The following is a 24,978-nucleotide window of genomic DNA, read 5'->3' on the forward strand; positions in this document are numbered from 1 at the left end:
GAAGCAGGACATGACCGTATCGCCTTTCGACCATCCGTTGCTCTCCGCCCTTCTCGGGGACGAGGAGGCATCGAGGCATTTTTCCGTTGAAGCAGAAATCGAGGCGGCGCTGGCGTTCGAGAGCGCGTTGGCCGAAGTGGAGGCGGAGAACGGGATCATCACCAGGGATGCGTCGGCCGCGATCATGGCGGCGCTGGCCTCGTTCCGGCCGGACACGTCCCTGTTGCGGGCCGGCGTCGCCAGGGACGGCGTCATGGTTCCGGAACTCGTGCGCCAGCTCAGAATGACGGTCGGCGAACCGCATGGCGACAAGGCGCATTTCGGCGCCACTAGCCAGGACGTCCTCGACACCGGGCTTGTGCTCCGGCTGAAATCCGTCGTCGAGCACCTCGGCCTGCTTCTGACCGAGACCGTCATACGCTTCACATCGCTCGAGGAGCGCTTCGAGGGCAGGTCGCTGACCGGCATGACGCGCATGCAGCCGGCGATCCCCATTCAGGTGCAGGATCGCGTGACGGCGTGGCGGGCGCCGCTGCAGCGGCATCAGGAGCGATTGTCGGAACAGTCCAGGCGCTTGCTGGTGGTGCAGTTCGGCGGCGCTGCCGGCACGCTGGAAAAGCTTGGCGACAAAGGGGCGGCGATACGCGCGGCACTGGCCGCGAAACTCGGTCTTGCGGACGCGCCGCAATGGCACAGCCAGCGCGATGCGCTCGCCGACTTTGCCGGCTGGCTGTCGCTGGTGACCGGCAGCCTCGGCAAGTTCGGCCAAGATATTGCGCTGATGGCGCAAGGGGGGACCGATATCGCGCTTTCCGGCGGTGGTGGCTCGTCGGCCATGCCGCACAAGCAGAACCCGGTGAAGGCCGAAGCGCTGGTAGCGCTTGCCCGCTTCAACGCCACACAGCTTGCCGGCATACACCAGGCTCTGGTGCATGAACAGGAACGATCGGGCACGGCTTGGACGCTGGAATGGCTGTTGCTGCCGCAGATGGCTGTGGCAACCGCGGCGTCGCTGCGCCTTGCCGCCGAACTGGCCGCCCAGGTCGAAAGCCTCGGGCACTGATGCGCGCGCAGGTCGTGATCGTCGGCTCGGGACCCTCCGGCCTGCTGCTTGGCCAGCTTCTGGCCGGCATCGGCGTTGAGACGGTCATTCTGGAACGTTCAAGCCGTGAGCATGTGCTTGGCCGCGTGCGCGCCGGTGTACTCGAACAGGGTACGGTCGAATTGCTGGAAGAAGCGGGCGCAGCCACGCGCTTGCACACCGAAGGCTTGTCGCATTCCGGTATCTCGCTGGCTTTCGACGGTCGTCTGCATCGCATCGACCTGTCGGCGCTGACCGGCGGCAAGCATGTCACCGTCTATGGCCAGACCGAAGTGACGCATGATCTGATGGACAAACGCGAGGCGGCCGGGCTCGTCACCGTCTATGAGGCCGCTGACGTCGCGCCGCACGATTTCGATGACGCCGCACCTTTCGTAACTTATGTGAGGGACGGCGTCAGCCATCGCATCGACTGCGACTTCATCGCCGGCTGCGATGGTTATCATGGCGTCAGCCGTAAATCGGTGCCCGAAAGCGCGCTGAAAACGTTCGAGCGGCACTATCCGTTCGGCTGGCTCGGCGTGCTGGCCGAAGTGCCGCCGGCCGATCATGAACTGGTCTACGCCAATCACGAGAGAGGGTTTGCGTTGTGTTCGATGCGCTCGACGCACCGCAGTCGCTACTATGTGCAGTGCCCCGAGGGCGATCGCGTCGAGGCGTGGTCCGACGACCGCTTCTGGGACGAGTTGCGCCGACGCCTGCCGGAACGGACGGCGGCGAGCGTCGTCACCGGGCCATCCTTCGAGAAGTCGATCGCGCCGCTGCGTTCCTTCGTTGCGGAGCCAATGCGCTTTGGCCGGCTGTTCCTGGTCGGCGATGCCGCCCACATCATGCCGCCGACCGGCGCCAAGGGCCTCAACCTCGCCGCCAGCGACGTGCGCTATCTCTTTGCCGGCCTGCGCGATTTCTACGCCGAGAAATCAACCGCAGGAATTGACGCCTATTCGCAAAAGGCGCTGGCGCGGGTCTGGAAGGCGGTGCGCTTTTCCTGGTGGATGACGACCATGCTGCATCGTTTTCCCGACACCGGCGACTTCGGTCAGCGCATCCAGGAGGCCGAGCTCGACTATCTCGTCCATTCGCGGGCGGCGTCGACGGCGCTGGCCGAGAACTATGTCGGCCTTCCCTATTGAAGGCTATTTCTTCGACGCAATTCCCAAGGGAAAACGCTATGCGGCTTTACCGGGAAAGCCGCGCAGCTATCTGCGCCTCCCGATTTCCGGTTTCTACCGTCCGAGCAGATTGCGCTCGACGGTCCGCAGATGCGCCAGCATGGCCTGGCTGGCGCTCTCGGGATCACGGCGCAGCAGCGCATCGAGAACGGTCTGGTGCTCGCTGCAATAGATGCTGCGGCGTTCCTCCGAAAAGGACCGCTTCTTCATTTCGAACCATGGCGCCTGATTGCGCAGGATGCGCATCAGGTTGTGGATCTCCTTGAGGAAGTCGTTGCGCGAGCACGCGAAGATGCGGTGGTGAAACTCCGCGTCCCAGTGCTCGAAGGTCGGCATGTCCTGCGATTCCGAAGCGATCTTGTGCGCCTCGCGCACCGCGTTGAGTTCCATGGCGCTGGCATTGGTGGCGGCGAACGCCGCCGCTGCCGGTTCCAGCAATTGCCGGATCTCCATCATGTCGGCGGGACTGGTGCCTTCCATCCGGCCGACAACCGCCGCCATCGACGCCGGATTGGTGGTGGTCAGGAACGTTCCGCGCCCGACATGCCGCACCACCGTGCCGTCATCCTCGAGGAAGGAGACCGCGCGCCGCACCGTGTTGCGCGCGACGCCGAATTCGCTCGCCAGATCGCGCTCCGGCGGCATGCGGCCATTCTCGATCCATTCGCCGGAAGAGATCCGTTTCTTCAGCGCCGTGGCGATATCGTTGGCGACGAGCTTTGGCATGCCTGGCAACTTTTATCTGATCCAATATTGAACCATCGTTAGCAGCTTCCGGTGCTGTCGTCCACCGTGCCGCGTCATCGGCATCCCAGCGGAGCCGCCCGCAACAGCCGCATTCCTTTTGGCATGACCAGCTTAGATTCCGCTTGCGGCCTAAACCAATCGGCGATAGCGTGTAACAAAAGAGCGAAGAATTGGCTCAGTATTGGTTCAGGGAGGATGGGAATGCGGGTCGCGACTTTTTCGATCGCCGGCGAACGTCGCGTGGGTCTTGTCGATCTTGATGCTGAGACAATCGCGCCTTTCGATATTTCCGTCGACCAGGCCAGATCCGGCATCCTGGCCCTGATCGAGCGCAATGGCGCCGGCATGCCGCGCACCCTGTCGCCGATCCCGTTGGCGCAGGTCGAGATCGACGCGCCGATCCCGCAGCCGCGCCGCAACATCTTCTGCGTCGGCAAGAATTATCACGAGCATGCGCATGAGTTCGCCCGCAGCGGCTTCGATTCCAGCGCCGGCGCCGGCGCGATCCCGAAGCATCCGATCATCTTTTCCAAAGTGCCTGAATCGGTCGTCGCCAACCATGCCAGCGTGCTGATCGATCCGTCGGTCTCGACGGCCATAGACTACGAGGCGGAGCTGGCCGTCATCATCGGCAAGGGCGGGCGCGGCATTTCCAGGGAAGAGGCGCTCGACCACGTCTGGGGCTATACCATCGTCAACGACGTCACCGCGCGCGACCTGCAGGGCAAGTACAGCCAGTGGCTGATCGGCAAATCGCAGGACACATTCTGCCCGATGGGGCCATGGGCGGTGACCAGGGACGAGCTTGACCTGTCGACCGCCGGCATCAGGTGTTTCGTCAACGAGGACCTACGCCAGGATTCCCGCATATCGCTGCTGATCTTCGACATCCCGACCATCATCGCCACGCTGTCGCAAGGCATCACGCTGAGGCCCGGCGACATCATCGCTACCGGCACGCCGGTCGGCGTCGGCATTGGCTTCGATCCGCCGAGATACCTCAAGGCCGGCGACGTCGTGCGCATCGAGATCGACGGCATCGGCACGCTGGAAAACCGCTTCGCGGAGCATGTGCAATGACCACGGTGACGGTTGGCCAGGTCGTTGCGGAAGTCGTGGGCGAAGGCACTGCCGTGGTGATGATCCACGGTCTCGGCGGCACGTCCAACATGTTCCAGCCGCAGATGGCGGCACTTTCCGGCTACCGCGTCATCCGGCTCGATTTGCCGGGCTCGGGCCGTTCGCCGTGCCCGATCGAACCGCTGACCGTCGAAGGGATGAGCGAGGCGGTCATTCGCGCCATGGCCGGCATGGGGGTCACATCCGCGCATTTCGTCGGACATTCGATGGGCACCATCGTTTGCCAGCAGATTGCAGCAGCGCAGCCTTCACTGGTCGCCTCGCTGGCGCTGTTCGGCGCCCTGGCGGAACCGACCGAGGCGACCAGGCAAGGGCTCGGCAACCGGGCCCGGTTGGCGCGCTCGGGCGGCATCGCCGACATCGCCGACCAGATCGTCGCCAATGCGATTTCGGCGCACACCAGGGAAACCTCGCCGGCCGCCGTCGCCTTCGTGCGGGAATCGATCACCCGCCAGGATCCGGAATCCTATGCCCGCACCTGCGAGGCGCTGGCCAAGGCAACCGCTGTCGATGCGAGAAGGATTTCGGCGCCGACGCTGCTCGTCACCGGCGACGCCGACACCGTCAATCCACCCGGCGTCGGCCAGGCGCTTGCCGACAAGATCAAGGGGGCCATATTCTCCTCGCTTGATCGGTGCGGGCACTGGGCCACGGTGGAAAGCCCGCGCGAAAGCAGCTCGAAGCTCGCCGATTTTTTGAGACGGGTTGATAGGTGAGGATTTCTGATCGGGCGTAGAACTACGCGCTCGGCAAGTTGGGAGGCTTGTTATGGCAGACGACAGCTGGAACGCAAACGGCTCGGGCAGCACGCTCTTCACCAATGTGCGCGTGCTCGACGCGACAGGTGAATATCCCTACACCGGCGAGGTGCTGGTGCAGGGCAACCGCATCAAGCAGATCACCAAGGGCTCATCGCGCTTCGGCGCACCTTCGTCTTCATCCTATGGTGGTGGGGCTACGGTGATCGACGGCATGGGCGCGACCCTGATGCCGGGTATGATCGACGCCCATCTGCATCTGTCCTGGAACAACGCGCCCGGTATCGATCCCATCCAGATGATGGAGGTCGAGGAGCACATGCTGGTCACTATGGAGATGGCCAAGCTGGTGCTCGACGCCGGCTTCACCGCCGGCCGGGGTGCCGCCGCCGCCAAGCCGCGCCTCGATGTCGTCGCCAAGAAATTCATCAACCAGGGTCGTTTCCCCGGACCGCGCTATCTCGCGGCGGGGCCGGAGATCACCACGGTCGGCGGCCTCGGCGATTCCGCGCCGTCGCACATTCCGCATGAGGGGCTGAATCTCGGCCTCGTCGTCTCCGGTCCGGANGCGATTCCGCGCCGTCGCACATTCCGCATGAGGGGCTGAATCTCGGCCTCGTCGTCTCCGGTCCGGAGGAAATCCGCCGCACCGTGCGCCAGCTAATCAAATACGGCGTCGATTCCATCAAGCTCAATCTGTCGGGCGAGAGCATCACCGGCATGGGCGCGGAGGAGACGCCGATGTCGGAGGAGGAGGTCGCGATGGCCGCTTCCGAGGCGCGCTGCCGCAACAAGGTGCTGTCGGCGCATGCGCGCTCGTCCGGCTCGGTCAAGCAATGCGTCCGCCACGGCATCCAGAACATCTACCACGCCTCCTTCGCCGACGAGGAAGCGCTCGACATGCTCGAGGCGGTCAAGGACAAGCACTTCGTCGCGCCCGGCATCGCCTGGCTGATCAACACCGCGCGCCATGCCGAGCAATGGGGCATCAAGCCAGGCTCGCCGCTGTCGCTCGAATATGAGCGCGAGCTCGAAATGTGCGTCGGGACCATGAAGAAGATGCACCGGCGCGGCATCCGCGTCTGCATCGGCGGCGACTACGGCTTTGCCTGGACGCCGCAGGGCTCCAACGCCAAGGACATCCAGACCTTCGTCGAGATGCTGGGCTTCTCGCCGATGGAGGCGATCCAGGCCGGCACCAAATATGGCGGTCAGATCATGAACATGGGCGACGAGCTCGGCCTGATCAAGGAAGGCTATCTCGCCGACATCCTGCTGGTCGATGGCGACCCGATCTCGGATGTGCGCATCCTGCAGGACAAGAACCGCATCCTCGCCATCATGAAGGATGGCAAGTTCCACAAGGCGCCGCGCATGAACGAGCAGCGCCGGCGGCTGACTGCATGAGCCTGCTCGACCAGCCAACTTCGTCGTCGCTCTCAAGCGGCAGCGGCGGCATGACGCGCAAGCAGGCCTGGGGCCTCGTCGGTCTGCTTGCTGCCGCCGTCATCGCGTGGCTGGTCTTTGCCGTCTGGCCGGATTGGCTGAATGCGATCCTGATCTCCAAGAAGGCTTTCGTCAGCGCCATCCTCAACGGCATCACGCTGGCCGGCCTCTATTTCCTCGTTGCCAGCGGCTTCACGCTGATCTTCGGCCTGATGCGCAACGTCAATCTCGCGCATGGCTCGCTCTATCTGCTCGGCGCCTATATCGGCTACGAGGTTACCAACCGCACCGGCTATTGGCTGCTGGGCGTCGCCGCCGGTTTCGTCGTGCTGGCCATTGTCGGCGTCGTCATGCAGGTCTTCGTCTTCCGTCGCCTCGAAGGCGACGATCTGCGCCAAACCCTGGTCTCGATCGGCATTTCGATCGTCGCCGCCGATCTGATGCTCGCTGTGTGGGCCGGCGGCACTTACCAGATCACCACGCCGGAATGGCTCGACGGTGCCCTGACCTTGCCCGTCATCACCGCGGTGCGCTCCAACGGCGCCTCGGTCTTCCTCACCTACCCGCTCTACCGCGTCGTCGTGCTGGCGGCGGCGATCGTCATCGGCGTCGGCCTCTGGCTGATGCTGCACAAGACCCGCGTCGGCATGATGATCCGCGCCGGCGTCGACGACCGCGCCATGCTGCAGGCATCCGGCGTCAACGTGCATGCGGTGTTCGCCATCGTCTTTGCCGTCGGCGCGGGCCTCGCCGGCTTTGCCGGCGTCGTCGGTGGCTCGGCGCTTTCGGTCGCCCCCGGCGAGGATGTGCGTTATCTCCTGGCTTCGCTGGTCGTGGTCATCGTCGGCGGCATGGGCTCGATCACCGGTGCCGCCATCGGCGCGCTGCTCATCGGTCTCGCCGAGCAGATCGGCCTCGTCTACTTCCCGACCTACGGCATCGTTCTGACCTTCGTCATCATGGTGGTGACGCTGGCGGTGCGCCCGCAAGGCATCATGGGGAAGGCGCGATGAGCCTGGCCATCGCCACCACCAGCGCCACGCAGCCGAACTGGCTGGAGAAGCTCGGTGCCGGCCACATCATCCTTGGTGTCGCACTGGTGCTCTATCCCGTGGTGGCATCCGATTTCTTCCTGACGCAGATCGGCGGCTATTCGCTGATCTTCGGCATGCTGGGCCTGTCGCTGATGCTGCTCGCCGGCTATGGCGGCATGGTCAGCCTGGCGCAGATCACGGTCGCCGGCATCGCCGCCTACGCCATCGCCATTCTTGGCAACAACAATTCCAGCATCCTCGGCCTCGGCTGGCCGTGGTGGATCGCGGTGCCGTTCGCGGTTCTGGCAGCGGCACTGGCATCGGCGCTGATCGGCTGGATCTCGGTGCGCACCGAGGGCATCTACACAATCATGATCACGCTGGCGATCGCCACCGCGACTTACTATTTCGCGCAGCAGAACTACGCCATCTTCAACGGCCATTCCGGCTATGCCGGCATCCGCGCGCCGGTGTTCTGGGGCATCGGCTGGCGCGACGCGAAGCCGTTCTACTATCTCTGCCTTGGCCTCGCGGTGCTGTCCTACGCCGCGGTGCTCTATGGCTCGCGCTCGACCTTCGGCATGACCTTGCAGGCGATCCGCGACAACCCGCGTCGCATGCGTGCGCTTGGCTATCACGTCACCGCGCACAAGGTCTTCGCTTGGGCTTTGGCGGGCGTCATCGCCGGACTGGCGGGCGTGCTGCTGGTCTGGTTCAACGGCCGCGTCTCGCCGGGCACCATCGGCGTCGACGCGGCGATCGACGTGCTGATAATCGCCGTCATCGGCGGCCTGCGCCATCCGATCGGCCCGTTTCTCGGCGCGCTCGTCGTCGTCCTGATGCAGACCTTCGCCATCGACATCGTTGGTGCGGAGCGTTTCAACACGCTGATCGGCCTGGTGTTCCTGGTGATCGTCTTCGTCTCACCGGATGGAATTCTTGGGTTGTGGGGGAGGATCAAGCCACATCTTGCCCAGGAGTCCTTGCGTCCCGGCCCCTAGCAACCGGGATGGAATGAACCACTGCAAAATGAAATCAACGGGAGGAAAAATCATGAGGATGCATAGACGTACATTGCTCGCTTTGGCGGTGTTCACCGGGCTGACCGCGCCGTCGATGGCGCTGGCTGCCGACGACACCATCAAGATTGGCCTGCTCGCCACCTTCGAAGGGCCGTTCACGGTGCTCGGCGAGGACGGCGAGCGCGGCGCCATGACGGCAGTTGCCGAGATGAACGGCAGCGTCGCCGGCAAGAAGATCGAGATCGTCAAGGGCTCGTCCGATGCTTCTCCCGACAGCGCCGTGCGCGCGGCACGCAAGCTGGTCGAGCAGGACGGCGTCAAGGTTCTGGTCGGCCCGCTCTCGGGCGACGAAGGCATTGCCGTCAAGGATTACGCCAAGACGCAGCCGAACGTGACCTTCATCAACGGCACCTCGGCCGCGCAGGACACGACATTGCGTGATCCGGCCGAGAATTTCTTCCGCTTCTCGACCGATGGTGCGCAGTGGATGGCCGGTCTCGGCACCTATGCCTTCAAGGACAAGGGCTACAAGAAGGTCGCCACGGTCGCCGAGGACTATTCCTTCCCCTACACGCAGGTGTTCGGCTTCATGGCCGAATTCTGCAAGGCCGGTGGCCACGTGCCATCGAAGTCCTGGGTGCCGATCGGCAACAAGGACTTCTCCTCGGTCATCGCCGCCATTCCGGAAGATGTCGATGCGATCTATGTCGCGCTCGGCGGCGCCGATGCAGTCAACTTCCTGACCCAGTATCAGCAGGGCGGCGGCACCGCGCCGCTGATCGGCGGCTCGATCACCGTCGACCAGACGGTGCTGACCTCGAAAGGCAAGTTGAAGGACGTGCTGAAGGGCACGCCCTCGGCCGGCCCGACCGCCGATACCAACGATGCGCCGGCCTGGAAAACCTTCGTAGAGGCCTACAAGAAGCAACCGGGCGCGTTTCCCTCGCCCTCGCTCTTCGCCCATGGCTACTATGTCGACATGAAGGCGACGCTGCTTGGTCTCGACCAGGTCGGCGGCGATGTCTCCGACGGCGGCAAGAAGCTGCGCGAGGCGCTGTCGAAACTCTCCTTCGACACGCCGACCGGCAAGGTGTCGCTCGACAAGAACCGCAACGCCATCGCCGACATCTTCCTGACCGAGGTCACCGAAGGCGCCGACGGCAACCTCCTCAACAAGCTGGTCAAGGTCGTGCCGCAGGTCAACCAGACCCTCGGCATTCCCGAAGACGAGTTCATGAAGCTCGGCGCGGTCAATCGCGACAATCCGAGCTGCCCGTAACCGACGCCGGGTGCAGCCGCCAGTGACCGAAAGCTTCGCAGCAAACCGTCTCCAGAGCACCGGCGCCTATGCGCTGGAGCTCGATGGCGTGGCGCGGCATTTCGGGGCGCTGGTGGCGCTCTCGGGCATCACCATGAGGATCGCGGCCGGCGAGCGGCGCGCGGTCCTAGGCTCCAACGGCGCCGGCAAGACCACCCTGTTCAACGCCGTGACCGGCGACTTCCTGCCGACGGCGGGGCGCATCCGCTTCTTCGGCGAGGACATCACCGACCTGCCGCCGCATGAGCGCATCCGGCGCGGCTTGCGCCGCACCTATCAGATCTCGCAATTGTTCAAGGGCCTGTCGGTCCTCGATTCCATCTTCCTCGCCTGCCGCGGCGTCTCGCGCCGGCGATTTTCGCTGCTGCGCCCGGCAACGACCGACGTCAACATGGTGCAGGCGGAATCGATCCTCAACGCCGTCCACCTCGAAGCCCTCCGCGACACGCTGGTGGCGACGCTGAGCCACGGCCAGCAGCGCCAGCTGGAGATCGCTCTGGCGCTCGCCGGCGCGCCGCGCTTCATCCTGTTCGACGAACCGGCGGCCGGTCTTTCCCCGACCGAACGCCGCGACCTCGTCGCCATCCTCAACGCACTGCCGAAGCATATCGGCTACATCATCATCGAGCACGACCTCGATGTCGCGCTGCGCGTCTCCGAATATGTCTCGATGATGCACAATGGCCGCCTGTTCAAGGAAGGCACGCCGCAGGAAATCGAGGCCGATCCCGAGGTGCAGGAGATCTATCTCGGGGGCAAGCATGGCTGAGCGTCCAGCCTCCTCCGGCAAGCCGACCAGGGCCATCCTCAGGATAGAAGACCTGCAGGTCTTCTACGGCGAGAGCCATGCGCTGCAGGGCGTCTCGCTGACGCTGGAAAGCGGCGTGCTGTCTGTGGTCGGCCGCAACGGCATGGGCAAGTCGACGCTCTGCAATACCATTGTCGGGCTGAAGCGGGCGAAGTCCGGTTCGATCCGCGTCGATGGCCGCGAGATCACGTCACTCGAGCCGCACGAAATCCATCGCCTCGGCGTCGGCTATGTGCCGCAAGGCCGCCGCGTCTGGCCGAGCCTGACGGTCGACGAGCATCTGCGTCTCGCCGCGGGCAATCGGCGCGACGCCAGCTGGACCGTCGAGCGTGTCTACCAGACCTTTCCGCGCCTGGCCGAACGCCGCGGCAATGGCGGCTCGCAGCTGTCCGGTGGCGAACAGCAGATGCTGGCGATCTCGCGCGCGCTGCTCAGCGATCCGAAACTGCTGGTCATGGACGAGCCGACAGAGGGCCTGGCGCCTGTCATCGTCGACCAGGTCGAGCGGATGCTCGTCGATCTCGCCGCCGAAGGCGAGATGGCGGTGCTGGTGATCGAGCAGAACATCGGCGTGGCGACCGCTGTGTCGAACCAGGTCGCCATCATGGTCAACGGCCGCATCAACAGGCTGATGGACGCCAAGGCGCTCGCCGCCGATCGCGAATTGCAGCAGCGGCTGCTCGGTGTCGGACGCCATGCCGAGGAAGCGCAGGTCACGCCGGCCGAAGCCGCGCAAGCCAAGGAGCAACTGGCGGACGTCTATCGTATCGACCGCACCGCCAACGGTTCGACCGAAGCGGTGTCACAGATTGGCGTTTATCGCCCGGTCACCGAACTGCCCAACCGCTGGAACGTGCCGGTGACCGAACTGCGCCAGGCGGCGGTCGACAAGGCAGCGCCGCAGGACGATCTGAAGAAGGTCTTCGCCATCCCCTTTGCCGAGCGCATCGGCAGGACGGTGCTGGTCGCCGGCACCTTCGACACCAAGGGCAAGGAATTGCGCTTCGTCGCCGACCGGCTGAAGTCGCTCGGCCTGCCTGTGCGCACCGTCGATCTGTCGACCTCGGGAAAACCGACCAGCGCCGATGTGCCGGCCATGCAGGTGGCCGGCATGCACCCGCGTGGCTCATCCGCCGTCTTCACCAATGATCGCGGCGGATCGGTCAGCGCCATGGCGGAAGCCTTCGCGCGCTGGATCGAACGCGAACCGGGCATCGGCGGCGTCATATCGGCCGGCGGCTCCGGCGGCACCACGCTGGCAACCGCGGGCATGCGGGTGCTGCCGGTCGGCATTCCCAAGCTGATGGTCTCGACGGTGGCAGCCGGCGATGTCGCCAAATATGTCGGCGGCGCCGATATCATGATGTTCCATTCGGTCGCCGATGTGCAGGGGCTGAACTCGATCACCGAACAGGTGCTCTCCAATGCCGCGCACGCCATGGCCGGCATGGTCGCGCAATTGCCCAACGCCGAGGCGTGGGAGGCAAAGCGCAAGCTGGCGCGGCCGGCCGTCGGCATCACCATGTTCGGCGTCACCACGCCTCTGGTGCAAGCTGTCACGAAACGACTTGAAGCCGACTATGACTGCCTGGTCTTCCATGCCACCGGCATTGGCGGGCGGGCCATGGAAAACCTCGGCGATTCCCGCCTGCTGTCGGCCTTTCTCGATCTCACCACCACGGAAGTGGCCGACATGATCGTCGGCGGCGTCTTCCCGGCGACCGAGGATCGTTTTGGTGCGGCGATCCGCACCGGACTGCCCTATGTCGGCTCGGCCGGCGCGCTCGACATGGTCAATTTCGGTCCTCGCGACAGCGTGCCGGAGAAATTCAGCAGCCGCAAATTCGTCATCCATAATCCCAACGTCACGCTGATGCGCACCACGCGCGACGAGAACCGTGCCTTCGGCGAATGGATCGGCGCGCGGCTCAATGCCATGAACGGCCCGGTGCGCTTCCTGCTGCCGGAAGGCGGTGTCTCGATGCTCGACGCGCCCGGCCAGCCCTTTCACGATCCGGAAGCCGACAACGCTTTGTTCGAGGCGATCGAGAAGACCGTTCGCCAGACACCTTTGCGCCATGTCGAACGGGTGCGGTCCAACATCAACGACACGCCTTTCGTCGACGCGGCGGTCGCTGCCTTCCACGCGATCACGCCGAAGCTGCAGAGGCGGGCATGAAGAATTGGACTTCGCCACCGCGCGGGTGGATGTTTGAAATCGGTCGCCTCGCGCCGGCCGCATTGTCTTGGGGAGGATAGATCATGGACGCGCAGACCTTTGGCGCTTTCCTGTTGTGGCTGATCGTTGCGGCAGTCGTCGTGGTGATCGCCGTCTACATCTTGCGGTGGCTCTATCGCCGCTCGACCAAGGAGACGGCGTTCGTGCGCACCGGCTTCATGGGCGAGAAGGTGGTGGTGAATGGCGGCGCCTTCGTCATCCCGGTGCTGCACGAGATCACTCCGGTCAACATGAACGTGCTGCGCATCGAGGTGCGGCGCGAAGACGGGCTAGCGCTGATCACCCGCAACCGCATGCGCGTCGACCTGATCGCCGAATTCTTCGTGCGCGTCGGCGCCAGCCGCGAACTGGTCGCCGCCGCCGCGCAGACGCTGGGCCGCCGCACGCTGCAGCCCGACAGCCTGCGCGAGTTGCTAGAGGGCAAGTTCGCTGGCGCCCTCCGCACGGTCGCCGCCCAGATGACGCTGGAAGAGATGCATGAACTGCGTGGCGACTACGCCGCCAAGGTGCGCAGGCTGGCCGAAGAATCGCTTGCAGCCAACGGGCTCGAGCTGGAAAGCGTCGCCATCGTCGATCTCGACCAGACCAGCCTCGAATATTTCGATCCATCCAACGCCTTTGACGCCGAAGGCCTGACGCAGCTGACGGAATCGATCGAGACAAGGCGGCGCATGCGCAACGAGATCGAGCAGCGCACGCTGGTCGATATCCGCAACCAGAACCTCGACACCCAGCGCAAGGTGCTGGAGATCGACCGCGACACCGAATATGCGCGCCTCGAACAGGAGCGCGAGGTCGAGATCCGTCGCGCCGCGCAGCGGTCTGAACTCGCCATCGAGCGGGCGTTGCGCGACCAGGAATCCGAGCAGGCGCAGCTTTCGTCGCGTGAAGCCGTCGAGAAATCGCGGCTCAACCAGGAGCGCAACATCACCGAGGAGCGCATCAAGAGCGAGGAGGACACGCAGCGCCGCGAGATCGCGCGCCGCCGTTCGCTCGACGAGACCGAGATGAAGATGCGCGAGCTGACCGAGCGCGAGCAGATCGCGCTCGAACTGTCGCTGGAAAAGGCCCGCATCGAACGCGAGGGCGCGCAAAGCAAGCTCGAGATCGAGCGCAAGAAACTGCTTGAGGTTGCCGAACTGGAACGCCAGATCGCGCTGGCCGAAAAAGCGCTGGAAGTGACCAAGGCCGAGGCCGAGAAGCGCCGCGCCGAGATCGTCGAGAACCAGGCGACCGAGACGGCGCGAATCGCGCAGGAACGCGTCGTCGACGAGGTCCGTATCGAACGCGAGCGTCATCTGGAAGCGCTGCAGATCGCCAAGCGCCAGGCTTTCGAGGAGGCCGAAATTTCGGCCAGCGAGGAGGTCGAGCGCGCCCGCATCACCACCGAACGTGGCATCGAGGAAGCCCGGCTGATCAAGGAGCGTGACATCAGGCAGCTCGGCGTCGACCGCGACCAGAAGATCGAGATCGCCGAGATCCAGAAGGCCATCGACATCGCCAAGAAGACGCAGGAACGCTCTTCCGCTATCGCCGCATCGGAGGCGGTTCGCGCCAAGGCCGTCCAGGCCGAGGAACAGGCCTTCACCGCCCGCGAACGCGAGATCGCCGAGCGCCGCAAGCTGACCGACCTGATCGGCGCGCAGCGCGAGGCCGAGCGCGAGGCCTTGCGCATCGTCTCCGCCGCGGATGCCGAGATGAAGGCAGCGAAGAGCCTGGCCGAAGCGCAGAAGATCGCCGCCGTCGCTTCGGCGGAGGCCGAGAAGATCCACGCTCTTGCCGCCGCGCAGCGCTACGAGGTCGACGCAACGGGCCATCGCCAGTTGAACGAGGCCGAGAACCTTCTGTCCGACGAAGCCCGCGCCGGACGTCTGCGCGGAAAACTGCTCGACCATATGGAAGGCATCATCCGCGAAAGCGTCAAGCCGATGGAGAAGATCGACGGCATCAAGATCCTGCATGTCGACGGCATCAACGGCGGCACCGGCGGTAACCGCAACGTCACCGACGAGGTGATCGATTCCGCGCTGCGCTACCGCGTGCAGGCGCCGATGATCGACAATCTGATGAAGGAGATCGGCATCGAGGGCGGCTCGCTCGGCCGCATGACCGACGTGCTGCGCGACGCCAAGGATATTTCCAGCCTGACCCGCGACAAGAAGGGCAAGGGCAAGGCCGCCAAGGACGACGATGACGACCGCGATCACTGAAGTGCGGGCGGCGTTTCCTCGCGCTTCGTTGGGCCGTGCGAGACGATGCCTTGCGCCTGATTGCCATGCTGCGTCGGTTCGCGATGATTGCCAAGTGGTCCCCCCACTCCGTCGCTGCTTCGCAGCGCCACCTCTCCCCCCTCCGGAGGGAGAGGAAGGGAGCCCGTCGTGGACGGTTCGCACCCTTCCTCTCCCCCGCCGATCGGGGGAGAGGTGTCGAGCAAAGCTCGACGTAGTGGGGGTCGATCTGGCGCGGCGCGAGACAATGCATACGCGGACTGCCATGCCCATAGCCGGCCCCCAAGCATGACCAAGGTCTATGTCTCCTCTGTCATTCCCGCACCGGCAGCGGAAGTGTGGAAGCTCGTCCGCAACTTCAATGCACTGCCAAGCTGGGCGCCGTTCGTTGCCGACAGCCGCATCGAACAGAACGCGCAACCCGACCAGATCGGCTGCATCAGAAGTTTCACGCTGAAGGACGGCGGGCGCATCCGCGAAAGATTGCTGGCGCTGTCCGATTACGATCTGTCATGCAGCTACGCGATCCTGGAAAGTCCGATGGCGGTGGAGAACTATGTCGCCACGCTGTCGCTGACGCCGATCACCGACGGCAATTTGACGCTCGCAGAATGGCAGGCGGAGTTCGACTGCGCGCCGGATCGCGAGACCACGCTTATGCAGCAGATCGGCAATGGCGTGTTCCAGGCCGCCTTGACCGCGCTGAAGCACCGGTTCGGGCGCTGACGCCGGCCGATGGTCCAGGTCTGTCAGAGCACGATCATCGATGCGCCGGTCGACGAGGTCTGGGCGATCCTGCGCGATTTCAACGGCCATGACCGCTGGCATCCGGCGATCGCCTTCAGCGAAATCGAGGGCGGCGAGCCGGTCGATGCGGTCGGCTCCGTGCGCCACTTCAGGCTGAACGACGGCGGCGAGCTGCGCGAGCAATTGCTGGCGCTGTCCGACAAGGACCTGCGGCTGAGCTATTGCCTGCTCGAAGCGCCGCTGCCGCTGATGGGTTACGTCGCCTCGCTGCGGCTGAAGCCGGTAACCGACGGCAATGCCACCTTCTGGGAATGGAATTCCGAATTCCACCCGCCGGCGCATCGCCGCGACGAACTGGTCAAGCTGGTCACCGAAGGCATCTATCAGGCCGGCTTTACGGCGGTGCGCAATCTGCTGCGGCGCGGAAGCATAGGCTCGCCGGTCGAGACAAGAACGCTTCGGGTCGCGTCGCCACCATCCGTGGAGATGCCGCGTGCCGCCCCAATGGTCACATCGGGCCAGGCCGCAACGACCCGTGCGATCGTTGTCGAGCGCTATGGCGGCCCGGAAGAATTGCAGCTGCGGGAAATCGGCCTGCCACAACCCGCGCCGAACGAGGTGCGGATCCGCCACACGGTGATCGGCGTCAATTTCATCGACGTCTATTGCCGAACCGGATTTTTCGACCTCCTGCAGCCGCCTGGCGTGCCGGGCATGGAGGCCGCCGGGCTCATCGAGTCGGTTGGCTCGGCGGTGTCGGGTTTCTCTGCTGGCGACCGCATTGCCTATGCCTGTCCGCCGGTCGGCGCTTACAGTGAGCGGCGCAACATGGCGCCCGAACTGCTGGTTCATCTCTCCGACGATATCCCGGACGAGATCGCCGCCGCCGGCCTGCTCAAGGGCGTCAGCGCCAGTTTCCTGCTGCATGATGTACACGCCGTGAAACCGGGCAACATCGTCCTCATCCATGCGGCGGCCGGTGGCATCGGCCAGCTGCTGGTGCAATGGGCGCGCCACCTCGGCGCGACTGTCATCGCCACCGTGTCGAGCGATGACAAGGCGCGGATCGTCGAGCGTCTTGGCGCGCACCATGTCGTCGTCTACTCCCGTGAGAATTTCACCGAGGCCGTCTTGCGACTGACAGGGGGCAAGGGCGCCGATGTCGCCTATGACGCGGTCGGCAACGACACATTCGGCGGCTCGCTCGCGGCCCTTGCCGTGCGCGGCCATCTCGTCAGCTTTGGCCAGGCTTCGGGGCCGGTCGGCAATTGGGATATCGGCCGCTTCGCCTCCAAATCGCTCACCCTGTCGCGGCCCAACTACGCGCATTACACCGACACGCCGGAAAAGCTCGCGCCGCACGTCGCCAGGTTCTTCCAGGCGCTTCGGCAAGGCGTGGTCAGGGTCGAGGCGCCGACCCGCTACACCCTTGCCGAGGCCGCCGATGCGCATCGCGATCTGGAATCCCGCCGCACCACCGGCGCGCTGGTTCTGCTGCCGTAATCTGATCGGCTGGTCAGCCGGTCGCGCTGGCGTAGATGTCGAGAACCTCCGTCACGCCAGCGATCAGCAATTCCCTCGCTTTCGGCGCGACGGATCCATTCGCCACGGCACCACCGAGACGACCAAGATACTGGCTGATGAGGGGAGAGGGGATGTCGCGGTCGCCAAGCGCCTGCATCAGCGCGTCCACGGCCTGTTGGGCGCCCGGCGCCGGCCAGTAATAGCGGATACGATCGCTGTAGGAGAAATGCCGTTCGATCCGCTGCTCGGCCTCGGTGCCGTGATAGTAATTCTTCCAGTTGCCCGGCGCCGCCAGCATGACGCGCTCCATCGCCGCCGGCAGGCTTTCCCGCGAGGCGTCGGGAGCGAGAATGTCGGCGATGTGGCTCAGGCCGTAGAGCGCTTCGCGCAGCGCGAAGGTCAGCCACGGCCCGACCTTGAGAATGGCGAAGCCGTCATCGACCAACGCGCTCAGTGCCGCCACCGGCTGGTAGTCGGTCGAATGGGCCTCGAAGACGAATTGCGGCAGGTCTCGGAGCGTGCCGGCGAGCGCCCGTGCGCGTTCCGGCTGATAGGCGATCACGTCGGCATTGCCGAATTCGACACCCGGCTGCACGACGACGCCGATCGCCCGCGAAAAAGCCCGGTCGAGGCCGCGCTGGGCGAAAGCATCGCGGTGGATGCGCACCGTCTCGCGTGCCGCCTCCGGTGTGGTCACCGCCAGATGCTCCATCGCCTCAAGAGCGCCACCAGGCACCGGCACCTCCGTGCCGATGACATAGACCGGCTTGGCACCTTCAGTTCGTTCTGTGGCGGCTTCCGCCACTTCGGCCAGGTCGGCCGCACGCGCGGCAATCGTCGCGTCTGGCGGTGCGGCGCCTTCGCCGGCGCAGCCCATGCTGGCGTCCAAATGGAGCTTGGTGAAGCCGGCCTCGGCATAGGCATCGACCATGCGCGACGCTTTCGCCATGGCTTCGGCTGCCGGCAGGTGTTTCCACGGATTGGGACCGAGATGGTCGCCGCCGAGCACCAGCCTGTCCAGGGCAAAGCCGACCTTGCCGGCGATCGCCTCGACGAAGCGGCGGAAATCCCCTGGCGTCATGCCGGTATAGCCACCCTCGTGGTTCACCTGGTTGCAGGTGGCCTCGATCAGCACGTCGGCGCCGCGCGTCTTGCCATCGCGCAGCGCCGCCTCGATGACCAGCGGATGAGCAGAGCAGATCGAGGCAATGCCGCAGCGTTCACCGGCCGCGCGACGCGTCGCGATCGCTGCCAGCCTGTCCGTCGCCTGGCTCATGCCGGCGCACCGGTCTTGGCGGTCTTGATGAAGGCTTCGACGGCGGCAAGCGAGGCGATGCCCTCCATCGGTCCCTTCTTCGTCACTGCCAGCGCGCCGCAGCCATTGGCGATGCTGAGCGCTTTTTCAGGTGTCGCTCCACGCAGCCAGAAGGAGACGAAGGCGGCGGCAAAACAGTCGCCGGCGCCGGTCGGATCGATTTCATCGACGGCGAAGCCGGGCGAAACCGTCCGCCCGGTCCGGTCGTAGTGAACGGCACCGTCGGCGCCCTTCTTGACCACCACAGTGGAGATGCCGCGTCCCAGCATTTCGCGCACCGCGCCTTCCTCGTCGGTCGCTTTGGCGAAGATGAACAGTTCCGGCCCGCTCGGCAGGAAAACGTCGGTCTTCGAGAGCACGAAGTGCAAGGCGTCGCGCATGCCTGGCAGATCGAGCATCTCCTTGCGGATGTTGGGATCGAAGGAGACCGTGCCGCCGCGCGCCTTGACAGCCTCGATCCCGTTGCGCGCCACCTCGATCACTTCGGGCGAGAACAGCGAGGTGCCCATGACGTGAAAATGATCGGCGCCGGCCAGTAGCGCGCGCGCCTCGGCGCCGATCTCGATCAGGCCGGCGGCACTTTGTTTGATGTTGTAGACGAAATGCCGGCTGCCGTCCGCCTCGTAGGTGACGAAGGCGGTTCCGGTCGCCGCACCCCGATGCACCTTGATGGCCGAGATATCGGCGCCGTCGGCGCGCAGGCGCTCGATGTTCAAATGGCCGAAATCGTCATCGCCGACCGCGGCGATCAGCCCTGCCGGCTGGCCGAGCCGCGCCGCCTGGTCGATGAAGATCGCCGGCGCGCCGGATGGAAACGGGCCGACGAGCGGCCCGGGGGCAAGGAAGCTCTGGCCGATCCGCTCGGCCATGATCTCGACCAGGATCTCGCCGGCGCAAACCAGTTTCTTCATATCCTCCCCATTCGCCCGTGGCGGGTTGCCGGATGCCATCCCTATTGCCATGCGCGTTCAAAACCTAGGTTGCCAATTTTAGAGCGTCAATAAATAATTTGACGCGCGCGATTCTTTTGCGTTGTACTGCAAACGCGAAAATTTGACTGATAAATTCGGTCAAGCAATGCTGCCTCACGGCAACGGTCGCAAGACTGATTCTGGCCAGACCGAAAAAGGACTGGCGAGCAAGGACGAGGGGGCGTGGAATATCGATGGCGGAGAAGACCCACCGTACCATGGATGATTTCGCCAGGGCGTCCGGCGTGTCGCGGCCGACCCTGTCGAAATATTTCGACGATCCGGCGAGCGTGAAGCCGGCGACGCGGGCGCGCATCGAGGCGGCATTGCGGTCGTCGGACTACCAGCCCAACGTTTTCGCGCGCAATCTCAATCGCAAGCGCACCCGCAATGTCGGCATCATCGTGCCGGCGCTCACCGATCCATTCTATGCCGAAATGGTCAGCCGCATCGAACTGCGCTGCCGCGACGAGGGCTTCTGGCCGATCGTCATCTCCTCGCACGGTTCGCCGAAACTGGAGGCGGAATCGGTCAGGACGCTGATGTCGCTGAAGGTCGCCGGCGCCATCGTCGCTCCCCTGGGATCGGTCTCCGAACCCGGCGTCTTCGAGCAGATGAGCGAGGACATTCCGATCGTCTATTTCGACACCTATATCGAGGGCGACACGCCGTTCGTCGGCAACGACAATCATCAGAGCACCTCGACCATCGTCGACTATCTCTGCCGGTCCGGCGAACCGCCTGTTTATGTCGACATCCCGCACGTCAATCACAATTCTCGCGAGCGCCTGCAGAGCTATATCGACACGATGCGAGCCACTCGTCTGGAGCCGATCGTGCTCAAGGCGGCGGCCGACTACAGCTGGGATTTCGAGCGCATTGGCCATGAATGGATGGACAAGACGCTCGAGAATGGCGGCCTGCCGGCCCGCACGCTGCTCTGCGCCAATGACCGCCTCGCCTTCGGCGTCATGGCGGCCGCCTTTTCGCGCGGGCTGAAGATCGGTCGCCGACCCGATTGCGACTTCCGTGTCGCCGCCCATGACGACCATCCGCTGAGCCGCTACACCTGTCCGGCGCTGACCACGATGGCGCAGGATTTCGCCACCATGGCCGGCCGCAGCGTCGAGATCTTGCTTGCCCTGCTGGACGAGGCCGATCCGCCCGGACAAGGCCTGGCACGCAACGTCAAGCTCGGCGCGACCTTGGTGATGCGTCAATCGGCCTGATCGGGCGGCTGCAACTGCAGCCAGGCCGCCGCCTCGCTCACCGCTTGCCGCGCGGCTTTGATGTGGCGACCCATCGAGACGAAGCCATGGATCTGCCCCGGCCACTGCCGCAAGACCAGCGGCACGCCGTCGGCCCGCAAGCGTTCGGCATAGGCCGTGCCCTCGTCGGCAAGGATGTCGTGGCCGGCGAGCGCGACAAACGCCGGTGCCGCGCCGGCAAGGCTTGACGCGAGCAGCGGCGAAACCCGCCAGTCCGTGATGTCATCAGGCGTTCGCACATAGTGGTCGCGGAACCAGGCCATGGTGGCGGCGGTGAGCCCGAAGCCGTCGCCGAAACGGCGGTAGCTGTCCGCCGTCTGGCGGGCATCGGTGTTGGGGTAGATCAGGATCTGGGCTGCAAGCGGCGGCGCCAGTCCGTCGCGGGAAAGCAAAGCCAGAACAGCGGCGAGGTTGCCGCCGGCGCTGTCTCCGGCCACAGTGATGCGGGCTGGGTCGATGCCGAGTTCCCTGGCATTCCGCGCCATGAAGCGGAGCGTTGCCGCGCAATCGTCGAGCCCGGCCGGAAACTTGTGTTCCGGCGCCAGCCGGTAATCGGGGCAGACCACGATGGCATTGCCCAGATTGGCCAACCAGCGGCAGATCTCGTCATGAGAATCCAGATTGCCGATGACCCAGCCGCCGCCATGCAGATAGAGCACGGCGCGCGCTGCGGTCAGTGGCGCGCCGATGCCGCGATGGATGCGGATCGTGACCGGGCCGTTCGGCCCGTCGATCGTTAGCTGCGCGGTTGATGCGACTGGCTCGTGCTCGCCCTGCTGCGCCGGGAACGAAGCGTTGTAGGCTGCTCGCGCCGCCGCCACGCTGCCATGCTCGAACGGTTCGCTGCCGGCCGCACGGCCGATTTCGAGGGCGCGCAAGGCATCGGGGTCGAGCGTCATCGTTATCTCCGTGAAGCATTCCAGGAAAAGTGTGAAACGGTTTTCCGTCCGGAATTGCGTCAGAACAACAGATCATCGTTCGGTGAAACGGTGATCCGAGTCTAGGCGAGAAAGCTGCTTGCTTCGTCCTCGGTCAGCAGCGCCGGCTGGGCGACATTGCCGGCAATGGAAACCGAGCTTTTCGTTTCGCCCGACTGCAGGATCGCCTCCATGATCTCCAGCACATGCAGCGCCAGATTGCCGGACGCGCGGGGTGTCGCACCAGTCGTGAGCGAGCGCACCAGATCGGCGACGCCCAGCATGCGGTAATTGGCGCGGTCGGGCGCGGCGTAAGGCCAGTTGCGGGCGCCGTAGAGCTCGCCTTCGCTGGCGTAATCCTTCCACTCGGCGCCGCGTTCGGACAAGGAGACGGTGCCACCGAACGTGTCGGGATCGGGCAGGCGCAGCGAACCTTCCGTGCCGTGCAATTCGATTGGGTGGTTGGAATGGCGGAAGACATCCCATGACGCGCCGAAGGTGACGGTGGCGCCCGAGCGGAATTCGAGCAGCGACAACACATTGGTCGGCGTACCGACCTTGAACGTCGTGTTCTTGAACGGTCCCTCGGCGGTGATCAGCCTTTCCTCCTGGCCACGCGTTGCCATCGCCATGACGCGCGCGACCGGACCGAGCAGGTTGACCAGCATGGTCAGGTAGTAGGGTCCCATGTCGAACACCGGGCCGCCGCCCGGCTGGTAGTAGAATTGCGGGTTGGGATGCCAGTGCTCCATGCCGCGCCCCATCATGAAGGCGGTGCCGGTGACGGGGCGGCCAATGGCGCCCTCGTTCATCAGCCGGCGCGCGCGGCGCCCGGCAGCACCCAGGAAGGTGTCAGGGGCCGAGCCGAGCAGCACGCCGCGTTTGGCCGCCTCCGCCACCAGCCGGCGCCCGTCGCTAGCCGAAATCGCCAGCGGCTTTTCGGTGAAGACGTGCTTTCCGGCCGAAAGCGCTGAAAACGAAATGTCGAAATGTGCGGCGGGAATGGTCAGGTTGAGGACGAGATCGATCTCGGGGTCGGCCAGCAGCGCATCGACGCCGAGTGCCCGGATACCATATTCCTTGGCCCGCAACGCCGCCATGTCGGCCGAAATATCGGCGCAGGCGCGCAACTCGATGCCGCCGAAGAGGGCGGCATTGCGCAAATAGGTCATCGAGATGTTGCCACATCCGATGACACCGATTCCGAGTTTTTCCCTTGATTTTGCCTGCATTTTAGATCGGTCCTCCCGATGCGGTTATGGTCTGCCGGATCCGCTGCGCCGGCAACGGATCGTTTTGGAAAGCGCTATACAACATTTTAAATATTGACGCGCGTAAAATTTTTATAGAACATGCGAAAACGCTGGCGACATTGGTAGGCTGCCAGCCCTAGGAGGAGGAAATGACAGACATGAAAAAACGGCCGGCCGCCGATGCGGATCCCGTGGGCTTGCGCGCGCAGATATTACGTCGCGGCCAGGGACCGCGATGGGGTCAGGCATAGATCACCTTGGCCCCGGTCCTATCGAGCTGGCTGCGTATCGGGTCGGACAGACCATCGTCGGTGATCACGACATCGACGCTCGACAGCGAAAATGCCTTGGAGGTTCCGCTGACGCCCCATTTGCTCGAATCCGCAAGCAGCACAACGCGCCGGGCCATGCGCACGAGGTTTCGCTTGGTTCGCGCCATATCTTCGTTCACGTCGACCACATCCAGTGACGAGTCAATCGCATGCGCTCCAACAAGGACCTGATGCGCCACCAGGCCGCCGAGAGCGGTGTCGGCATCGGTGATCAGCGTGCTCACCGTGTCTGGATAGACCCGGCCACCGATCATGTGAACGTCGAGCCCCGGCCGATGCATCAGATGCTGCACGATATTCATCGCCGTGGCCGCGACCACGACATTGCTGAGCGGTGGTAGCAGCATGGCAACCTGCATCAACGTCGAGCCGCCGTCGAAGATGACCGATTGGTTGTCCTCGAACAGGTCTACCGCTGCCCGGGCGATGCGTTTCTTTGCGTCGAGGTTCGTTTGCATCCGCCGGGCGAACGCGGCCGTGGTCGAATCCGTCGTCCGGGTCACCGCCCCTCCGCGGGTCTTGGTCAGCAGTCCCTTGCGGTCCAGTATCTCGAGGTCGGAGCGCACCGTGACTTCCGACACGCCAAATTCGTCCGACAGGTCCTTGATGCGAACCTGTCCGCTGCGTTGCACCTCACCCAGGATCGACTGGCGTCTCTGCTCCGACAACATTGCCCTGTCCTTGCCTCCATGCGCCAAGCGATCGCGCTGGCCTCGGTTCACTCTATCAAAAATACGCGAATTCGAAAGCTTTCGAAAGATTGCATTTATCTTTTCTTTCGAAAACACTGGATCCGGGATTTTGAAACCAATCGATTGGAGAGTTTTAGACTCATGAGCCTCGGAACCAAGGTGCGCCTGGCGCGCCTCTTCTCACATCCATCGGGCAATCTTTTTGGCGGCGCGGTCGACCACTTCGTCGGCTATGGCGACGTGCGCAAAGGGGGTCTTGCCGACCTGCCGGGCGCGCTTGCACGCGTCATGGTGGGCAAACCCGACTATGTCAGCATCCAGCCCGGCACCGCGCGCCATCTGTGGCCGCAATATGCGGGCAAGGCTTCCCTGGTGATCCAGGCCGGCTGCTTCACTCCAGACGATCGCATCAGCGAACTGATTGCAACGCCCGAGGATGCGGTGCGCGCTGGCGCCGATGCGTTGGCCGTGGCCATTCCGGTGCGCGGCGCGACCGAGGGCAAATACATACGCTGGCTGACCGATTCGGTGAATGCTGCGGCCCGCTACGGCATGCCGGTGGTGGCGCATATCTACCCTCGCGATTTCACCGACGGGGCAAAAATCGTCTTCACCCCCGACGAGATCGCCTATGCGGCACGCATCGGCTACGAGTCCGGCGTCGACGTGATCAAGATCGGTTACACGGGCGATTTCGAGTCGTTTCGAGAGACCGTTCGGACCTGCCCGGTGCCGGTTGTGATCGCCGGTGGTCCGAAGACCGACACGCTGCTCGGCGCCCTTCAGCAGACGGCGGACGCCATCCGTGCCGGCGCGCGCGGTGCCGTTGTGGGCCGCAATCTCTGGGGGCATGGCGATCCGGAAAAGGCGGCGATTGCCTTTCGGGGCGTCATCCATGACGGCCTTTCGGCGCAAGACGCCTTGGCGAAGGCGGGTGCCTGAACG

21 protein-coding genes are annotated in these 24,978 nt (G+C 64.6%); 15 read left to right on the top strand and 6 right to left on the bottom strand.

Going from position 1 to position 24,978, the window contains the following annotated elements; translation table 11 throughout:
- Positions 1-10: 10 nt before the first annotated feature.
- Positions 11-1,063: a 3-carboxy-cis,cis-muconate cycloisomerase gene (locus tag X743_RS160710; RefSeq protein WP_023764751.1), complete on the top strand. Its 1,053-nt coding sequence runs from the start codon at positions 11-13 to the stop codon at positions 1,061-1,063.
- A complete protein-coding gene (pobA, locus tag X743_RS160705) occupies positions 1,063-2,235 on the top strand; it encodes a 4-hydroxybenzoate 3-monooxygenase (RefSeq protein ID WP_023764752.1) in 1,173 nt (390 codons plus the stop codon). Before X743_RS160710 ends, pobA begins: the two co-directional genes overlap by 1 nt.
- Positions 2,236-2,328: 93 nt before the next feature.
- Here pobA and X743_RS160700 read toward each other — a convergent pair whose 3' ends face one another.
- The gene (locus X743_RS160700) at positions 2,329-3,000 is read right to left on the bottom strand and encodes an FCD domain-containing protein (protein ID WP_013896893.1); all 672 of its coding nucleotides are present in this window, start codon (positions 2,998-3,000) and stop codon (positions 2,329-2,331) included.
- A gap of 222 nt (positions 3,001-3,222) precedes the next feature.
- On the opposite strand from X743_RS160700, the gene X743_RS160695 reads away from it, so the two are divergent.
- The 11 genes from X743_RS160695 to X743_RS0135670 all read left to right on the top strand — a co-directional run bounded on the left by X743_RS160695 (position 3,223) and on the right by X743_RS0135670 (position 17,264).
- Positions 3,223-4,101: a fumarylacetoacetate hydrolase family protein gene (locus X743_RS160695; RefSeq protein ID WP_023764753.1), complete on the top strand. Its 879-nt coding sequence runs from the start codon at positions 3,223-3,225 to the stop codon at positions 4,099-4,101.
- Entirely contained in the window at positions 4,098-4,877 is a 780-nt protein-coding gene (locus X743_RS160690) for an alpha/beta fold hydrolase (protein WP_023764754.1), read from the top strand. Before X743_RS160695 ends, X743_RS160690 begins: the two co-directional genes overlap by 4 nt.
- A 693-nt stretch (positions 4,878-5,570) precedes the next feature.
- Positions 5,571-6,326, top strand: coding sequence for an amidohydrolase family protein (locus X743_RS1000000172745; protein WP_245264182.1), 756 nt, complete (start codon positions 5,571-5,573; stop codon positions 6,324-6,326).
- 50 nt (positions 6,327-6,376) lie between these two features.
- Entirely contained in the window at positions 6,377-7,378 is a 1,002-nt protein-coding gene (locus X743_RS160685) for a branched-chain amino acid ABC transporter permease (protein WP_023764755.1), read from the top strand.
- Positions 7,375-8,400 carry a branched-chain amino acid ABC transporter permease gene (locus X743_RS160680; protein WP_023764756.1) on the top strand — a complete coding sequence of 342 codons (1,026 nt, stop codon included), beginning with the start codon at positions 7,375-7,377 and terminating at the stop codon, positions 8,398-8,400. The genes X743_RS160685 and X743_RS160680 overlap by 4 nt, the downstream gene beginning before the upstream one ends.
- A 52-nt stretch (positions 8,401-8,452) precedes the next feature.
- Positions 8,453-9,700, top strand: coding sequence for an ABC transporter substrate-binding protein (locus X743_RS160675; RefSeq protein WP_023764757.1), 1,248 nt, complete (start codon positions 8,453-8,455; stop codon positions 9,698-9,700).
- A 22-nt stretch (positions 9,701-9,722) separates the two neighbouring features.
- Positions 9,723-10,508, top strand: a complete 786-nt coding sequence (locus tag X743_RS160670; RefSeq protein WP_013896886.1) for an ABC transporter ATP-binding protein — start codon at positions 9,723-9,725, stop codon at positions 10,506-10,508.
- A complete protein-coding gene (locus X743_RS160665; RefSeq protein WP_023764758.1) occupies positions 10,501-12,726 on the top strand; it encodes an ABC transporter permease in 2,226 nt (741 codons plus the stop codon). Before X743_RS160670 ends, X743_RS160665 begins: the two co-directional genes overlap by 8 nt.
- An 83-nt stretch (positions 12,727-12,809) precedes the next feature.
- Entirely contained in the window at positions 12,810-14,996 is a 2,187-nt protein-coding gene (locus X743_RS160660) for a flotillin domain-containing protein (RefSeq protein WP_031257560.1), read from the top strand.
- Between the two features lie 306 nt (positions 14,997-15,302).
- Positions 15,303-15,740 (top strand): SRPBCC family protein, encoded by a 438-nt coding sequence (locus X743_RS160655; protein ID WP_023764760.1) that lies wholly within the window; start codon positions 15,303-15,305, stop codon positions 15,738-15,740.
- Positions 15,741-15,749: 9 nt separating this feature from the next.
- Positions 15,750-17,264 (top strand): zinc-binding dehydrogenase, encoded by a 1,515-nt coding sequence (locus X743_RS0135670; protein WP_023764761.1) that lies wholly within the window; start codon positions 15,750-15,752, stop codon positions 17,262-17,264.
- Positions 17,265-17,277: 13 nt separating this feature from the next.
- On the opposite strand, the gene X743_RS160650 is transcribed toward X743_RS0135670, so the two are convergent.
- Positions 17,278-18,561: a D-tagatose-bisphosphate aldolase, class II, non-catalytic subunit gene (locus tag X743_RS160650; protein WP_023764762.1), complete on the bottom strand. Its 1,284-nt coding sequence runs from the start codon at positions 18,559-18,561 to the stop codon at positions 17,278-17,280.
- Positions 18,558-19,511: a sugar kinase gene (locus X743_RS160645; RefSeq protein WP_023764763.1), complete on the bottom strand. Its 954-nt coding sequence runs from the start codon at positions 19,509-19,511 to the stop codon at positions 18,558-18,560. The genes X743_RS160650 and X743_RS160645 overlap by 4 nt, the downstream gene beginning before the upstream one ends.
- Positions 19,512-19,765: 254 nt before the next feature.
- On the opposite strand from X743_RS160645, the gene X743_RS160640 reads away from it, so the two are divergent.
- Positions 19,766-20,800 (top strand): LacI family DNA-binding transcriptional regulator, encoded by a 1,035-nt coding sequence (locus X743_RS160640; RefSeq protein WP_023764764.1) that lies wholly within the window; start codon positions 19,766-19,768, stop codon positions 20,798-20,800.
- Here X743_RS160640 and X743_RS160635 read toward each other — a convergent pair.
- The 3 genes from X743_RS160635 to X743_RS160625 all read right to left on the bottom strand — a co-directional run bounded on the left by X743_RS160635 (position 20,788) and on the right by X743_RS160625 (position 24,012).
- Positions 20,788-21,738 carry an alpha/beta hydrolase gene (locus X743_RS160635; protein ID WP_023764765.1) on the bottom strand — a complete coding sequence of 317 codons (951 nt, stop codon included), beginning with the start codon at positions 21,736-21,738 and terminating at the stop codon, positions 20,788-20,790. The two genes, X743_RS160640 and X743_RS160635, sit on opposite strands and share 13 nt — an antisense overlap.
- A 101-nt stretch (positions 21,739-21,839) precedes the next feature.
- Positions 21,840-22,988, bottom strand: coding sequence for a Gfo/Idh/MocA family oxidoreductase (locus tag X743_RS160630; protein WP_023764766.1), 1,149 nt, complete (start codon positions 22,986-22,988; stop codon positions 21,840-21,842).
- A 262-nt stretch (positions 22,989-23,250) separates the two neighbouring features.
- A complete protein-coding gene (locus tag X743_RS160625; protein WP_023764767.1) occupies positions 23,251-24,012 on the bottom strand; it encodes a DeoR/GlpR family DNA-binding transcription regulator in 762 nt (253 codons plus the stop codon).
- A gap of 162 nt (positions 24,013-24,174) precedes the next feature.
- Between X743_RS160625 and X743_RS160620 the strand changes: the two genes are divergently transcribed.
- Positions 24,175-24,975 (top strand): class I fructose-bisphosphate aldolase, encoded by an 801-nt coding sequence (locus X743_RS160620; protein ID WP_023756676.1) that lies wholly within the window; start codon positions 24,175-24,177, stop codon positions 24,973-24,975.
- Positions 24,976-24,978: the final 3 nt, after the last annotated feature.

Source organism: Mesorhizobium sp. LNHC232B00, assembly GCF_000502435.1.
Classification (GTDB): Bacteria; Pseudomonadota; Alphaproteobacteria; order Rhizobiales; family Rhizobiaceae; genus Mesorhizobium; species Mesorhizobium opportunistum.